The organism is Methylobacterium terrae (genome assembly GCF_003173755.1).
GTDB lineage: Bacteria > Pseudomonadota > Alphaproteobacteria > Rhizobiales > Beijerinckiaceae > Methylobacterium > Methylobacterium terrae.
The window spans coordinates 1,489,567-1,505,000 of record NZ_CP029553.1 but is presented as its reverse complement, the minus strand read 5'-3'; the positions used below and the strand labels follow the sequence as shown (position 1 = coordinate 1,505,000).

At 72.9% G+C, this 15,434-nt stretch carries 11 protein-coding genes and 1 pseudogene (1 of these 12 running past the window's edge); 4 read left to right on the top strand and 8 right to left on the bottom strand.

What is annotated here, in order from left to right; all coding sequences use genetic code 11:
• From DK419_RS06720 to DK419_RS06700, 5 genes are all read right to left on the bottom strand, one after another.
• Nucleotides 1–1,175 carry the 5' portion of a four-carbon acid sugar kinase family protein gene (locus tag DK419_RS06720; RefSeq protein WP_109958399.1) on the bottom strand. Its footprint begins 73 nt before the window's first position, so only the first 1,175 of its 1,248 coding nucleotides appear in the window; it begins with the start codon at nt 1,173–1,175; the stop codon falls past the left edge of the window.
• A 590-nt stretch (nt 1,176–1,765) separates the two neighbouring features.
• Nucleotides 1,766–2,836 (bottom strand): extracellular solute-binding protein, encoded by a 1,071-nt coding sequence (locus DK419_RS06715; protein WP_109958398.1) that lies wholly within the window; start codon nt 2,834–2,836, stop codon nt 1,766–1,768.
• Between the two features lie 63 nt (nt 2,837–2,899).
• Nucleotides 2,900–3,700 carry an ABC transporter permease gene (locus DK419_RS06710; RefSeq protein ID WP_245442858.1) on the bottom strand — a complete coding sequence of 267 codons (801 nt, stop codon included), beginning with the start codon at nt 3,698–3,700 and terminating at the stop codon, nt 2,900–2,902.
• On the bottom strand, nt 3,697–4,527 hold the full coding sequence (locus tag DK419_RS06705; RefSeq protein ID WP_109962162.1) for an ABC transporter permease: 831 nt from the start codon (nt 4,525–4,527) through the stop codon (nt 3,697–3,699). Before DK419_RS06705 ends, DK419_RS06710 begins: the two co-directional genes overlap by 4 nt.
• Before the next feature lie 71 nt (nt 4,528–4,598).
• The gene (locus DK419_RS06700; RefSeq protein WP_109958397.1) at nt 4,599–5,714 is read right to left on the bottom strand and encodes an ABC transporter ATP-binding protein; all 1,116 of its coding nucleotides are present in this window, start codon (nt 5,712–5,714) and stop codon (nt 4,599–4,601) included.
• A 498-nt stretch (nt 5,715–6,212) separates the two neighbouring features.
• On the opposite strand from DK419_RS06700, the gene DK419_RS06695 reads away from it, so the two are divergent.
• The 4 genes and pseudogenes from DK419_RS06695 (at nt 6,213) to DK419_RS29965 (ending at nt 11,670) form a co-directional block, all read left to right on the top strand.
• Nucleotides 6,213–7,457, top strand: a complete 1,245-nt coding sequence (locus DK419_RS06695; protein WP_109958396.1) for an aminotransferase class III-fold pyridoxal phosphate-dependent enzyme — start codon at nt 6,213–6,215, stop codon at nt 7,455–7,457.
• A 31-nt stretch (nt 7,458–7,488) separates the two neighbouring features.
• The gene (locus DK419_RS06690) at nt 7,489–8,190 is read left to right on the top strand and encodes a GntR family transcriptional regulator (protein ID WP_109958395.1); all 702 of its coding nucleotides are present in this window, start codon (nt 7,489–7,491) and stop codon (nt 8,188–8,190) included.
• A complete protein-coding gene (locus DK419_RS06685) occupies nt 8,187–9,869 on the top strand; it encodes a N,N-dimethylformamidase beta subunit family domain-containing protein (protein ID WP_109958394.1) in 1,683 nt (560 codons plus the stop codon). The genes DK419_RS06690 and DK419_RS06685 overlap by 4 nt, the downstream gene beginning before the upstream one ends.
• Before the next feature lie 17 nt (nt 9,870–9,886).
• A pseudogene (locus DK419_RS29965) lies at nt 9,887–11,670 on the top strand (NAD(P)-binding domain-containing protein).
• 7 nt (nt 11,671–11,677) lie between these two features.
• On the opposite strand, the gene DK419_RS06675 reads toward DK419_RS29965, so the two are convergent.
• From DK419_RS06675 to DK419_RS06665, 3 genes are all read right to left on the bottom strand, one after another.
• The gene (locus DK419_RS06675; RefSeq protein ID WP_109958393.1) at nt 11,678–12,562 is read right to left on the bottom strand and encodes a hydroxymethylglutaryl-CoA lyase; all 885 of its coding nucleotides are present in this window, start codon (nt 12,560–12,562) and stop codon (nt 11,678–11,680) included.
• Nucleotides 12,559–13,788 carry an ABC transporter substrate-binding protein gene (locus tag DK419_RS06670; RefSeq protein ID WP_109958392.1) on the bottom strand — a complete coding sequence of 410 codons (1,230 nt, stop codon included), beginning with the start codon at nt 13,786–13,788 and terminating at the stop codon, nt 12,559–12,561. Before DK419_RS06670 ends, DK419_RS06675 begins: the two co-directional genes overlap by 4 nt.
• 250 nt (nt 13,789–14,038) lie before the next feature.
• Nucleotides 14,039–15,322, bottom strand: coding sequence for a hydroxymethylglutaryl-CoA reductase, degradative (locus DK419_RS06665; RefSeq protein WP_109958391.1), 1,284 nt, complete (start codon nt 15,320–15,322; stop codon nt 14,039–14,041).
• Between the last annotated feature and the right edge of the window lie 112 nt (nt 15,323–15,434).

Sequence of the window (15,434 nt, the reverse complement as noted above, 5' to 3'; positions counted from 1 at the left end):
AGGGACAGCGGCACCGGCGCCTCGGCGAGGCAGAAGCCGGCGCCGAGCGCGCCTTCGGGCAGGGCCCGCACCCGGGCGATCCCGAGCGCCGCCGCGACCGCGCCGGAGGTCTCGCCGCCCGACACGACGAGGCGGCGCACCCCGCGGGCGACGAGCCCGGCGGCGACCGCGCCGAGAATCCGCTCGGCGCGCCGCGCCGCGCCCATCGCCCCGTGGCGCGCCTGGGCCAGCGCCACCCCGTCCGCATCGCTCGTCGTCGCGACGGCGAGGGGCCGGTCGCCGATCAGCCCGTCCGCCCGGTCGAGCGCCCCGGCGACCAGTGCCGCCTCGGGGCGGTCGTCGGCGATGTCGATCGTCAGGACCGGGCCCTCGGCCGCGAAGGCGGCGAGCTGCGCCTGTGCCACGGGCCCGACGCTGCCCACCAGCACCGCGCCCGGCCCGTCCACGGCATGGCGCGGGCTCGTCCCCTGCGACCGCACCCCGCGCAGGAGCGCCAGGGCGACGATGTGGGCGTCGCTGCCGACCGTGGCGCGGTGGGCGCGGGCAAGCTGCGCGCCCGTGGCGGCGTCGGCGTCGTCGCTGCAATCCATCAGCACCATCTCGGCCCCGTCGGCGACGAGATCATTGAGCGCGTCGGCGGCGGCCTCCGCCCCGGCGGCGAGCCAGCGGTGCGGCAGCGACACGATGCGGGCGCGCGTCTGCCGGCCGAGGCTGCGGACGAGGTCGGGATCGCTCATCGGCGTCACCGGATCGAAGCGCTTGATCGAGTCCGTGACCAGCCGGCCCCGGTAGAACAGGTAGCCCTGGTGCACCGTGGTGCCCAAGCGCGGCAGCCCGGCGCTCAGCAGCAGCGGGGCTTGCCCGTAGCGGGCGGCGAGCAGGTCGGCCACGGGACCGATATTGCCGGAATCGGTGGAATCGAAGGTGGCGCAGGCCTTGTAGGCGACCTGCGCGCAGCCCGCCGCGTCGAGCCGGTCGGCGAGCCGGGCGACCTCCGCCACCGCCTCCGCCGCCGGGGCGAGGCGCGTGCGCGTTGCGTAGATCACGATGCCGGACCCCGATGCGCCGGGAGCCGAGCCGTCCAGCACCACCGGGGCGGCGATGCCGGCCGCCTCGATGGCGCCGGCGACCATCACCGCGCCGGTGAGATCGTCCGCGATGATCCCGATCTGCATGGGTCTTTCCTGAATTGTGCGATTATATCTTCGAATATATTTCTGGCGGATGCCGGTGCCTGCCGGCGTCATCCTGTGAATTCAAGATCTATCGCTCGGGTTCGATATCCGGAATCCGCAACACGGGCGAGGGAGCAATGCATGATGCGGTCTGCGGATCGTCCACGGCTTGAACGAGCAGGGGCTTGAACGAGCAGGGGCTTGGAGGAGCGGGGGCCTGGAGGAGCAGGGGTTGAACCACGGCCGCGCGGACGATGCCGGCGTCCGGTCCGGGGACGGCCTCCCCATCACGCCGACGGACGCGCGGGCCGCCACGCCCACGCCCGCCGGGCTCGCCCTCGACGGGACGGTGCGAGGCGGGATGTCCCGTCGAGCGCGCGGCGCTTCCACACCGAGCCGATGCGCGAGGATCCCGAGACCGCCGCGGTGATCCGCGGCACGCCGAGACCTGCGTGGCCCCGGTCCCGCCTCGGGCGGCCGATCCCGGCCTTCCGCCACAGGGTGGCGAGCTTCGGCGGCACGCGCGTGCCCCGCGCCCGCTCAGGCCAAGACGGATCCTCCGCGATGCCCCGCCGGGGGCCGCGACGGCGCTACTTCGTGAGCCATGCCGTCCAGCGCGCGCGCAGGCGGTCGCGGTTGTCGCCGATCCACTTGAAGTCCGGATCGACGAGGCCGGCATAGTTGGCCGGATAGGTCGCGTAGAGCGTCTGCTCGTCCTCGGGCAGGCCGGCGAGGCCCTTCGACGACGAGGTGGCGTAGCCGACCGCGCGCATGAAGGCCGGGTGGCTCGCCGAGGTCTCGTAGAAGTAGTCGATGAACTTGAGCGCGCCCTTCGGGTTCGGCGCGCCCTTGAGGATCGCGAAGTAGCCGGTGTCGCGCAAGGCGCCGTCCCAGGCCATGGCGAAGGGCGCGCCGTCCTTGATCGTGGCGAGCGACCGGCCCGAATAGGACATGGTCATCACCACCTCGCCGTCGCGCATGATCTGCTGGACCTGGTTGCCGGTCTTCCACCACACGGCGACATGGGGCCGGATCCGGTCGAGCTTGGCGTAGGCGCGGTCGAGGTCGAGGGGAAACAGCTTGTCCTTCGGCACGCCGTCGGCGAGCAGCGCGACCGCCGGCACCCACCAGTCGCGATCACCGGTATCCGGCAGGCCGCGGGGCCCGGGAAACTCCGTCACGTTCCAGAAATCGGCCCAGGTCTTCGGCGCCCGCCCGCCGAAGGCGGTCTTGTTGTAGGTCAGCACCATGCCGCCGGTGGTGCGCGCCACGCCCTTCGGCTGGCAGGCGCCCGGCAGGGCGTATTCCTTGACGTGGGGAAGGTCGCCGCAGGGAACGTCCATCAGCATGTCGGCGCGGCTGACGAGGTCGGGCCCGGTCGCCGTGACGATGTCGAACTCGACGCGCTTGGTGCGCACCATGCCCTCGGCGCGGGCCCACTGGTCCGGCACCTCGATGTCGAAGGGCACGATCTCGGTGCCCGTCGCCTTGGCGAAGGGCCGGTAGACCAGCTTCTCGAGGGTGTTGCGCATCAGGCCGCCGGTGGTGGCGATCACCACCTCGTCGGCGGCGGCCGGCAGGGCGGCGCCGATCACCGCGGCGGCGAGCGTGGCGACGATCATCCGTTTCAGCGTCACGAGGGACCTCCTGTGCCGGGCCATGGACCCGATCTCTGCTCGTACGAAATCCGCTCGATCGCTTCGCGACGCGGATCTCAGCGTCGCTCACCCGCCGGCGGGTGCGGTCGTTCTCCGGCTCAGCCGGCGCAGGAGCGCGGCGCTGACCAGGACGACGATCGACAGGGCCGTCAGCAGCACGGCGATCGCCGGGATCACCGGCGTCAGGTTCTGCTCGATGTCGTCGAACATCATCCGGGGCAGGGTCTTGTCGCGGATGCCGGCGAGGAAGAAGGCCACGACCGGCTCGTCGAACGAGATGATGAAGGCGAAGAGCGCGCCCGACACCACGTTCGGCAGGATGAGCGGCAGCGTCACGAGGCGAAAGGCCGTGAAGCGCGAGGCGCCGCAGATCATCGCCGCGTCCTCGAGGCCCGGGTCGACGCTCGCGAGCGCCGCCGTCACGGTGAACACCACGAACGGCATCGCGATCACCGCGTGCGCGAGCACGTAGCCGAGGCGGGTGCCGCCGAGCCCGGTTCTCTGGAAGAACAGGTAGAGCGCCACGGCGAGCGCGATGTGCGGCACGACGATCGGCCCGACGAGGAGGGCCCGGAAGACCGTCCCGATCGCGCCGGCGCCGCGCAAGGTGGCGTAGGCCGCCATGGTGCCGATCGTCGTCGCGAGGAGCGCGGTCGCGGCGGCGATCTCCAGGCTGAACCGGAACGCGCCCATCCAGCGCCGGTCGTCGAAGAACTCGGAGAACCAGTGCGTGGTGAAGCCCTTCGGCGGGAAGGCGAGGTAGGTCGTCTCGCTGAAGGCCATCGGCAGGACGAGGAGGATCGGCACCAGCACGAAGGCGAGGATCGCGGCGACCGCCGCGTCGAGGGCGGGGATGCGCGGCCTCACGCCCGCGCCCCCATCAGCCGGTCGAACCGGAAGAGCCGGCCGAAGGCGAGCGTGATCCCGGTCACGAACACGGTCAGGACGCCGACGAGGGCCGCCGCGAAGGGCCAGTCGAGGTTCTCGCGGATCTGCTGCGAGATCAGCGTCGCGATCATCATCTCCTGCGGCGAGCCGAGGAGCGACGGGGTGATGAAGTAGCCGAGCGCCGACAGGAACACGAGGATGAAGCCGCCGGTCACGCCGGGCAGCGCCAGCGGCAGCGTCACCTCGCGGAAGGCCCGGGCCGGGCCCGCCCCGCAGATCGCCGCCGCCCGCGCCAGGTCGGGCGGGATGTTGCGCAGCGCCCCGTAGATCGGCAGCACCATGAACGGCATCAGCACGTGGGTCATCGCCACCACCACGGCGCCCTGCGTGTAGAGGAGCTTCACCGGCGCGTCCGCGAGGCCGAGCCCGGTCAGGGCATTGTTCACGAGCCCGTTGCGCTGGAGCAGCACCGCCCAGGCGGCGGTGCGCACCAGCACCGAGGACCAGAACGGCAACAGGATGCAGGCGGTGATCAGCGCGAGCTTCGGCCCCTTCGCGCGCGCCATCAGGGCGGCGACCGGGAAGGCCAGGATCAGCGACAGCACGCTGACGAGGAGGGCGATGCGCAGGGTGCGCAGCAGCACCGTGGCGTAGACCGGGTTCTGGAACACCCGGGCGTAGTTGGCGAGGCCCGGCTGCGGCTCGGTGAGCGAGATCGCGATCAGGCTCATCAGAGGGTACAGGAAGGCGAGGAACAGCAGCGAGAAGAACGGCAGCATCAGGCCGACGATCGCGGCCTTCGACATCCGCCGCCCGCGGGCCTGGAAGAGGCCCCCCGCGAGGAAGCCCGCCCCGAGGAAGCCGGTCCGGACGGCCGTCACGGCGCGTCCGCCGGATAGAGCAGGGCGGCGCCGGGCGGGACGACGAGCCCGACGCGGTCGCCGGGCGCGAGCGGCGGCAGGTCGGCGCTCGGGGCCCGCGCCCGGACCGGCGCGCCGTCGTCGAGCGTCGCGATGACGAGGGTGCCGGCCCCGCCGTAGACCACGTCGGTGACGGTGGCCGGCAGGGCGCCGGACGAGTCGGGGGCGGCGATGCCGACCCGCTCGGGCCGCACCGCCAGGATCGCCGGGCCGGGCGGCAAGGCCGAGACCGCGGCCTCGGCGCCCAAGGGCAGCGCGCGGCCGGCGAGGTGCGCCGCCCGCCCGTCCCACGCGGTCGCGATCCGGTTCATGTCGCCGATGAAGCCGGCCGCGAACAGGTTGGCGGGCCGCTCGTAGAGGGTCCGGGCCGGGGCGATCTGCTGCACGCGCCCGGCCCGCAGGATCGCGACCCGGTCGGCCATCGTCAGCGCCTCGCCCTGGTCGTGGGTGACGAACACGATGGTGATGCCGAGATCGGAATGCAGCCGCTTGATCTCGATCTGCATCTCCTCGCGCAGGTTCTTGTCGAGGGCCGAGAGCGGCTCGTCCATCAGCAGCACCCGCGGCCGGTAGACGATGGCGCGGGCGAGCGCGACGCGCTGCTGCTGCCCGCCCGAGAGCTGGCGCGGCATGCGCGCCCCGAAGCCCGAGAGCCGCACCACCGCGAGCGCCGCCTCGGCCCGGGCCAGGCGCTCGGCGCGGGCAAGCCCGCGCATCTTGAGCGGGAAGGCGACGTTGTCGGCGACGCTCAGGTGCGGGAACAGCGTGTAGTGCTGGAACACCATGCCGATGTTGCGCCGGTGCGGCGGCAGCCGCGTGCAATCCTCGCCCCCGATGAGGATCCGGCCGGCATCCGGCAGGTCGAAGCCCGCGAGGCTCATCAGCACGGTCGACTTGCCCGAGCCGGAGGGCCCGAGGAGCGCGACGAACTCGCCCGCGGCGATCTCGAGCGAGACGTCGTCGACGGCCACCACCGATCCGAAGCGGCGGGTCAGGCCGCGGATGCTGATCGCCGCGCCCGTGGTCGCGGCGGTCGCGGCCGACCCTCCTGCGATGGCCCCGATGGCGAGCATCCGTCCCCCTCTCGGCTGCAGCGATATATCATTGAAGCGGATCCTGGCCGAATTTCAAAGCACAAATTTCGACGTGAGGGCGCCCGTCAGGTGGGCAAATCCGGCGATGACGGATCCGGGGGCGTGGTCGAGGCGGAGATTCGACCCGGCGGGATCTTCGTCAGCCCGGGGCTGCGCAGCGGAGCCCACGCTCCGGACGTTCAGATCTAACAAAATCGGGCGAGGCGTGTCCCGCTCTATTCTGTCCGGTCGGCCGCTCCTGATTTCGGCTTCCGCTGCGCGGGCCCGAAACGACGCGGAAGGTGTCTCGTCGGCTGCGCGGGCGGGACGGCTTTCTCGCCGAACGGCCCGATGCCGGCATCGGTCGTCGCCGAGTTAGTCGATTTTTCGATGGCTTTCTCGGGGCGGCTCGCTTGACATCTCCGGGCATCGGGGGATGCTTGATATATCCGATGGCGGACGCACGGCGCCGACGGCGAGCGCGAAGGAGCCTGTCCGATGGCAAGCGTGGTTGAGCGGCCGGGGATGAGCGACGCCGACCTGCGGGCCCGCGCCGCCGCCGTGATCCCGGGCGGGATGTGGGGGCACCAGCGCGCGGCGGCCGTGCCGCGGGGCTACCCGCAATTCTTCGTCGGGGGCGACGGCGCCTTCGTGGAGGATGCGGACGGGCGCCGCTACATCGACTTCATGTGCGCCTGGGGGCCGATCATCCTCGGCCACCGCCATCCGGCGGTGTCGGAGGCGGTGCGGCGCCAGCTCGATCGCGGCGACTGCCTCGACGGCCCGACGCCGCACGCGGTCGAGCTGGCCGAGACCCTGGTGGCGACGATCCCGCACGCCGACTGGGCGATGTTCCAGAAGAACGGCTCGGACGCGATGACGACCTGCGTGACGCTGGCGCGGGCCGGGACCGGGCGCCGGAAGGTGCTGGTCGCGCAGGGCGCCTATCACGGCGCGGTGCCGTGGTGCTCGCCCTCGCTCCTCGGCGTCACGGCGGAGGACCGCGCCCACCTGCTGCACTTCCGCTACAACGACGTCGCGAGCCTCGAGGAGGCCGTGCTCCATGCCGGCGACGACCTCGCGGCGATCGTCGTCTCGGCCTTCCGGCACGATATCGGCCAGGCGCAGGAACTGCCGTCCCGCACCTTCGCGGCCGCGGCGCGGGCGGCCTGCGACCGGGCCGGCGCGGCGCTCGTCGTCGACGACGTCCGGGCGGGGTTCCGGCTCGACCTCGGCGGCAGCTGGGAGAGGGTCGGCGTGCGGCCCGACCTCGCGGGCTACTCCAAGGCGATCGCCAACGGCCAGCCGCTCGCCGCCGTCACCGGCACCGAGCGGTTCCGCGATGCCGCCTCCCGGGTCTTCGTGACCGGCTCGTTCTGGTACGCTGGCGCCCCGATGGCGGCGGCCGTCGCGACGCTCGAGGAGCTGAGGCGCGTCGACGCCCCCCGGGTCCTCGAGGCCGCCGGCCTGCGCTTCCGGGCCGGCCTCGAGGAGCAGGCCGCCCGCCACGGCTTCGCCCTCGACGTCACCGGCCCGCCGGCGATGCCCGTGATGCTGTTTCGCGACGATCCCGAGGCCGCGCTCGGCGAGGCGTTCTGCCTGGAGGCCCTGCATCGCGGCGTCTACCTCCATCACCGCCACAACATGTTCCTGTCGCTCGCCCACACGCCCGAGGTCGTCGACCGGGCGCTCGACGCGACGGAGGGTGCGTTCAAGGCGCTCGCCCGGTCCCGGGCCGCGTGAGCGGTGCAGGCCCTATGATCGTCGAGACCCCATGATCGCCGAGGACGACGCGACGGTCCTGTCCGACAGCGTCTACGCGCGCCTGCGCACGGCCCTGATGCGGGGCGAGCTGCCGCCGCATCACCGCCTCAAGGTCCGCGACCTCGCCCGCCAGATGGGCACCTCGGAGACGCCGGTCCGCGAGGCGCTGGTGCACCTCGCCCATGACGGCGCGATCGAGATCAAGCCCCGCGCCCTGATCCGGGTCCGCCGGCTGTCGCTGGCCGAGTACCTGGAGGTCCGCGACATCCGCCTCGAACTGGAGCCGATGGCGGCCGAGCGCGCGCTGCCGCGCATCGACGAGGCCGGAATCGCCGCGCTGGAGGCGGCGCATGCCCGCCTCGTCGCCGCCGAGGAGGGCGGCGACTGGCCGGTGGCGCTCGACGCCAATGTCGACTTCCACTTCGGGCTCTACCAGCTCTCCGGCATGACGACGCTGACCGAGGTGCTGCACGGCCTCTGGATCCGCATCGGCCCGATGCTGTCGGAGCTCTATCCGGCGGCGCGGCCGACCTACGCCGAGGAGCACCAGCACCTCGCGGTGCTCGACGCCCTGCGCCGCCGCGACGCGCCGGCCCTGCGCATGGCGATCCGCCAGGACCTGATCGAGGGCGGTCGCCGGCTGGTGCGCCACCTCGCGAACCTCGAAGCGGCGCCCGCCCCCGTACCGCCCGAACGGAGCCCACGGCCATGACGAAACCCCCCTTCGCCCATCCGGAGAACGGCTCCCACGCGGTCAAGCCCTGGGCGGTGCGCAAGGGCTACGCCGACGAGCACTTCCTGTCGGATTACCGCTTCCAGTTCCCGCGCGAGGATCCGGACCTCGCCGAGGTCTTCGTCTGCACCGACCGGATGTCGTTCGATCCGGGCGAGACGGTTCAGTTCTACGGTTCGACCACGGCCGAGACCTGGTCGATCCAGATCTACCGCGACGGATTCTCGCCCGAGATGGTGCACGAGGCCTTCGAGCTGCCGGGCACCTTCACGACAACGTCCGAGACCGCCTACCGGGACGGCTGCGACTGGCCGGTGGTCCATGCCTGGCGGATCCCGGACGCCGCGCGCTCGGGCCTCTACCGGGTGGTGTCGACCTGCCGGCGCCGCGACGGCGAGCGCTTCGTCCAGCACCATTTCGTGGTCGTGCGGCCGACGGAGGCGACGCGGTCGGGCCGCATCCTCCTGATGCTCGCCACCGGCACCTGGACCGCCTACAACGACTGGGGCGGCGCCAACCATTACTTCGGCACCTGGGGCCCGAACCGGAACGAGGGCTCGCCGATCCTCAGCCTCAAGCGGCCCTGGACGCGCGGCATGCTCTGGCTGCCCAAGGGGGCGGCCCGCATCACCGTCTCGCCGCTGCCCGACATGAACGACGTCACCCGCTACCCGTCCAAGGAGTGGGGCTATTCCGGCGGCTGGGGCCAGTACTACGCCGCCGCCGGCTGGGCCCAGTTCGACCGCCACTTCGCCGTCTGGGCCGAGAGCGTCGGCTACGCCTTCGACGTCGTGACCCAGACCGACCTGCACTACCGGCCCGAGATCCTCGACGACTATGCCTGCCTCGTCACCTGCGGCCACGACGAGTACTGGTCGTGGGAGATGCGCAAGACCGTCGAGGATTTCGTCGAGCGGGGAGGGGGCTTTGCCCGCTTCGGCGGCAACTTCCTGTGGCAGATCCGGCTCGAGGACGAGGGCGGCCGGCAGGTCTGCTGGAAGTTCAAGGCGCCGACCCAGGACCCGGTGCGGGACGATCCGGCGAGGAGGCACCTGCTGACCGCGTCGTGGGAGAGCGGGGGCGTCGCCTGGCCCGGCGCCTCGACGGTCGGCGTCAACGGCTGCCACGGCATGTACGGCAGCTGGGGCGGGTTCGCGCCGCGGGGTTCCCGCGGCTTCACGGTCTACCGACCGGAGCACTGGGCCTTCGCGGGCACCGACCTGCGCTACGCCGACGTGTTCGGGGCCGAGGCCGGCATCTTCGGCTACGAGGTCGACGGGCTCGACTACACCTTCCGCCAGGGCCTGCCCTATCCGGTGCCGGCGCCCGGGGTGCCGGAGGGAATCGAGATCCTGGCGATGAGCCCGGCGGTGCTGTTCGAGTACGAGCACGAGGGCGAGGGCACGCGCTACTACGTGCGCGACGGCGACCTCAACGGCCTCGCCGAACTCGCGGCCGAGGAATACCCGGTGGCCCGGCGCCAGTTCCAGTACGGGTCCGGCATGCTGGTCGGCATGCCGCGCGGCAAGGGCGAGGTGCTGACCGCGGGCTCCTGCGAGTGGGTCATGGGGCTGACCCGCCACGACCCCTTCACCCAGCGCGTCACCCGCAACGCCCTCGACCGGTTCTCGGGCGGGGCGGGGGGCAGAAGACGCTGAGCCGGATGGAGACGCCGATGTCGAACGAGGCCGATCCGGGCACGGTCGCCCAAGACTGGCTCGACCGTTTCGCGCGGAGCCTGTCGGGCGACAGCGCCGCCGCGGTGGCGGATCTGTTCGCCCCCGAATGCTGGTGGCGCGACTTCGTCGCCTTCACCTGGACCATCGCCACGGTCGAGGGCCGGCCGGCGATCCGCGACCGGGCGGCGGCGACCGCGTCCGCCACGCGCGCACGCGGCTTCACCCTCGAGCGCCCGGCCACCCGCAGCGGCGGGACGGTGGAGGCGTGGTTCCGCTTCGAGACGCGCCTCGGGCGCGGCCTCGGCCAGGTCCGGCTGGTCGACGGGCGCGCCCGCACGCTGTTCACCACCCTGCGCGAGCTGACGGGGTTCGAGGAGCGCCGGGGGCCGACCCGCGAGGCCGGCACCGCGCACGGCGCGATCCGCGACCGGCGCACCTGGGCCGACCGGCGCGCCGACGACGCGCGCCTCGGCCTCGACCGCCAGCCCTACTGCCTGATCGTCGGCGGCGGGCAGGGCGGGCTCGGGCTCGCGGCCCGGCTCAAGCGCCTCGGCGTGCCGACGCTCGTCGTCGACGCCCTGCCCCGGCCGGGCGACGCCACCGCTCGCTCTGCCTGCACGATCCGGTCTGGTACGACCACATGCCGTACCTGCTCTTCCCGGAGCACTGGCCGGTCTACACGCCCAAGGACAAGATGGGCGACTGGCTCGAGGCCTATGCCTCGATCATGGAGCTCGATCTCTGGAGTTCGACCACCTGCCGGTCGGCGACCTACGACGAGGGACGGGCCGAGTGGACGGTCGCGGTCGAGCGCGACGGCGAGATCCTGGCGCTGCGCCCGGCGCACCTCGTCCTCGCCACCGGCCTGTCGGGCCTGCCGAACGAGCCGGCCTGGCCGGGCGCCGAGCGCTTCCGCGGCACGCACCACCATTCGAGCCGCCACCCGGGCGGCGCGGGCTTTGCCGGCAAGGCCTGCGTCGTCGTCGGCGCGAACAACTCCGCCCACGACATCGCCGCCGACCTGTGGGAGCACGGGGCCGACGTCACGATGGTGCAGCGCTCGGCGACCCTCGTGGTGCGGGCCGAGAGCCTCCAGCGCCACGGCCGCCCGCTCTACTCGGAGGAGGCGGTCGCCGCCGGGATCGACGCCGACCGGGCGGACCTCATCGCGGCCTCGACCCCCTACGGGCTGCTGCCCGCGATGCTGCGTCCCGTGATGCGCCGCATCCGCGAGGAGGATGCCGCGTTCTACGCCGCGCTCGAGAAGGCCGGGTTCCTCCTGACCTTCGGCGAGGACGAGACCGGCATCGGGCTGATGTATCCGCGCCGGGCGTCGGGCTACTACATCGACGTCGGCGCCTCCGGCCTCATCGCCTCGGGGGACATCCGGCTCGAGAGCGGCCGGGGCGTGAGCCATCTGACCGAGGACGCGGTGGTGCTCGACGACGGCACGGTTCTCCCCGCCGACCTCGTCGTCTCGGCCACCGGCTACGGCCCGATGACCGACTGGGCGGCGCGGCTGATCTCGCCCGGGGTGGCCGCGCGGGTCGGCCCGTGCTGGGGCATCGGCTCGGGCACGGCCCGGGATCCAGGCCCGTGGCACGGCGAATTGCGCAACATGTGGACGCCGACCGCGCAAGCAGGGCTCTGGTTCCACGGCGGCAACCTGCAGCAATCGCGCCACTTCTCGCGCTACCTCGCCCTGCAGCTGAAGGCCCGCTACGAGGGATTGCCGATCACGGTCGTCGACCCGCCCGCCGATCGGTCGGCGGTGGAGTGAGCGGGTCTCACCCGGATGCCGGCCCGGCGCGGGCGCGGGCGAGCGCGTCGGTGACGAAGCGGCCGGCCTCGGCGAGGCGCGCGGGGTCGACCCCGGTCGCGATGCCGAGGCGCGCGAGGTCGGCCACCACGGCTCCCGTGGCGACGTTGCCGGTCGCGCCCGCGGCGTAGGGGCAGCCGCCGAGGCCCGCGATGGCGGCATCGACCACGCTCACCCCGAGGTCGAGGCAGGCCCGGATGTTGTCGAGCGCCAGCCCCTGCGTGTCGTGGAAGTGCAGGGCGAGACGCTCCGGCGGCACGAGGAGCGCCACCGCCTCGACGCAGGCCCGGGCCCGGTCCGGCGTGCCGGCCCCGATCGTGTCGCCGAGCGAGACCTCGCGGCAGCCGAGTTCGACGAGCCGGCGGGCCACCTCCGCCACGGCCTGCGGCGCCACCGCCCCCTCGTAGGGGCAGCCGAGGACGCAGGAGACGTAGCCCCGCAGGGAGATCCCGGCGGCGCGCGCCGCCGCCGCGACGGGGGCGAAGCGCGCGAGGCTCTCGTCGATCGAGCAGTTGATGTTGGCCCGCGAGAACGCCTCGGAGGCGGCGGCGAAGACCGCGACCTCGTCCGCGCCGGCCGCCCGCGCCGCCTCGAACCCCTGGAGGTTCGGGACCAGCACGGTGTAGCGGCCGCCCGGGTTCGGCGGCAGCCGCGCCATGACCGCGGCGGTGTCGGCCATCTGCGGCACCCAGCGCGGCGAGACGAAGCTGCCGACCTCGATCGAGGTCAGGCCCGCGGCGAGCAGGCGCTCGATCAGGCCGGCCCTCGCGGCGACCGGCAGGGTGACGGGCTCGTTCTGCAGCCCGTCGCGCGGGCCGACCTCGACGATCCGCACGCGCGAGGGGCGGGTCACGGCGCCTTCACCAGCGGGCAGCGGCCCTCGGCGAGCGGCCGGAACGCCTCGGCGGCGGGGATCGTCTGCACGAGCTTGTAGTAGTCGAACGGGCCCTTCGACTCGGCCGGGGTCTTCACCTGGAACAGGTACATCGGGTGGACGTGCCGGCCGTCCTGGCGCACGCTCCCCTCGCCGAAGAGCGGGTCGTTCGTCGGCTCCGCCTTCATCCGGGCGACGACGGTGCGCCCGTCGGTGCTGTCGGCGGCGGCGGCCGCGCGCAGGTAGGCGAGCGCCCCCGCGTAGACGCCGGCCTGGTTGGCGGTCGGCCGGCGGCCCTTCATCTGGGCGGCGAAGCGGTCGGCGAAGGCGCGGGTGCCGGGGTTCGTGTCCCAGTAGAACCCCTCCGTCAGGTAGAGGCCCTGCGCGTCCTTGAGGCCGATCGCGTGCACGTCGGAGAGCTGCATCAGCAGGGCCGCGAGGTCCTGGCCGCCGCCGGTGATGCCGAACTCCGCGGCCTGCTTGACCGAGTTGACCGTGTCGCCGACGGCGTTCGCCAGCGCGATCACCTGGGCGCGGCTCGCCTGCGCCTGGAGCAGGAACGACGAGAAGTCCGCGGCGGCCGTCGGGTGGCGGACGTTGCCCACCACCTGGCCGCCCTCCTGCTTGACCACGCTCGCCGCATCCGCCTCGAGTGCGTGGCCGAAGGCGTAGTCGGCGGTGAGGAAGAACCACTTGGTCTTGCCGGCGCGCACCAGCGCGAGGGCGGTGCCGTGGGCGAGCGCCCAGGTGTCGTAGGTCCAGTGCACGGTGTTGGCCGAGCATTTCGGGCCGGTCAGGTCCGAGGTGCCGGGGCCGGACGCGATGAAGGCGGCCTTCGAGTCGCGCACCACCTCCTGCACGGCGAGCGCCACCGAGGAGAACGGCACGTCGAGGATCGCGTCGACCTGCCCCTCGGCGATCCAGCGCCGGGCGGTGGCCGAGCCGATATCGGGCTTGTTCTGGTGGTCGGACTGGATCACCTCGACCTTGATCTTCGGCTGCTCCTTGCGAAAGTCCTCGACCGCGAGCCGGGCCGCGACCACCGAGCCCTCGCCGGTGGAATCGGCGGCGAAGCCGCTGAGGTCGGTGAGGACGCCGAGCCTCACGGTGGCGATCTCGGCGCGGGCGGCGCCGGCGGCGACGAGGAGGGCGGCCCCGGCGAGCAGGCGGGTGGCGAGGCGGGCGGTTCGGGTGAGTGTCGGCATGATGGTCCTCCCGTTTCGGTGTGATCGGCCGTTGGCTCGGCGGTCGTTCGGCTTGTCTTTGCAGTGTTGGCGGGCGCTGCTTCGTCCCACTCGCGACCTCATCCCGAGGTGCGAGTGACACGAGCCTCGAAGGAGGGCTCCGGAATACTCAGCGCTCTCCGGAGCCCTCCTTCGAGGCTCCGCGATCGTCGATCGCTCCACACCCCAGGATGAGGTCGCGGATGGGAGATGAGGAGGAAACGGCCGCCCCTCACCCCCCGCGGATCTCCCCCAGGACCTCCTGCGCCACGTCGAGGCGCACCAGCCGCCGCTCCACCAGCACGCGGGCCACCGCCTCGATCTCCTCGCCGAGGGCGCCGGCCATCATGGCGATGTTCTGGGCGTGCAGGGCCATGTGGCCCTTCTGGATGCCGGTGGTCGCGAGCGCCTTGAGGGCGGAGAAGTTCTGCGCGAGCCCCACCGCCGCGATGATCCGCGCCAGGCGCTCGGCGGTCGTCGCGCCGAGGATCTTCAGGCAGGCCTGCGCGGTCGGGTGGAGCTTCGTCGCCCCGCCGACGAGGCCGACGGCGAGCGGCAGCTCGATCGAGGCGCTCAGATCCCCGGACGCCGTGACCTCGTAGCGGGTGAGGGAGGTGTAGCGGCCCGAGCGCGCCGCGTAGGCGTGGGCGCCGGCCTCGATCGCCCGGGTGTCGTTGCCGGTGGCGAGCACCACGGCGTCGATGCCGTTCATGATGCCCTTGTTGTGGGTCGCGGCGCGGTAGGGGTCGGCCTCGGCGAGGTGGTAGGCGCTGACGATGCCGTCGCGCACCTCCGGCCCGCCGATCGCGTCCGTGCGCCAGACCGCGTGAGCGCGGGCGAGCCGCCGGTCGGCGAGGTTCGAGAGGATGCGTAGGTAGACCCGCCCCCCGCTCCAGCCGGCGACGTGCGGGGCCACCGCCTCCGCCATGGTGTTGACGGCGTTCGCCCCCATCGCGTCGCGGGTGTCGACGATGAGATGCGTCACCACCATCGGGCCGCCCAACGTGTCGAGCACCCGGACCTCGACGTCGCGCAGGCCCCCGCCGAGGCGCACCAGCACCGGGTCGCAGGCGTCGCAGAGCGCGCGGAGCGCCTCGCGCTGCTCGAGGATGCGCAGGCGCGCCGCGTAGGGGTCGCTGACCCCGACGACCTGCACCTGGGCGATCATCAGGTTGCCGGAGACCGAGGTGGTGAAGCCGTCCTCGTAGACCTGGCGGCCCGCGTTGCAGACCGCGGCCACCACCGATGATTCCTCGGTCGCCATCGGGATCAGCACGTCCTCGCCGTCGATCCGCATGTTGGTGGCGATGCCGAGCGGCATGGTCATCGTGCCGACGACGTTCTCGATCAGCCGGTCGGCGAGGTCGGGGCTGAGGTTGCCGAACTCGGCGAGGTGGGCGACCTCGGACGCGGTGAGGTCGGCATGGGCGGCGACGAGGTCGAGGCGCTCGCGCGGGGTCTTCTTGTGGAAGCCGGCGATGCGCGAGGTGCGGTTCGCCCGGGTCGTGCTCTGCATGGGTCTCTCGCCGATCAGCGTCGCGATCGGGCGGGTCCGCCGGCGCCGGACGAGGAGGCGGCCCCGCCTGGCGGCGGGCCGGACCGGCTCTCTCCCTCGTCCGGGCGCGTTA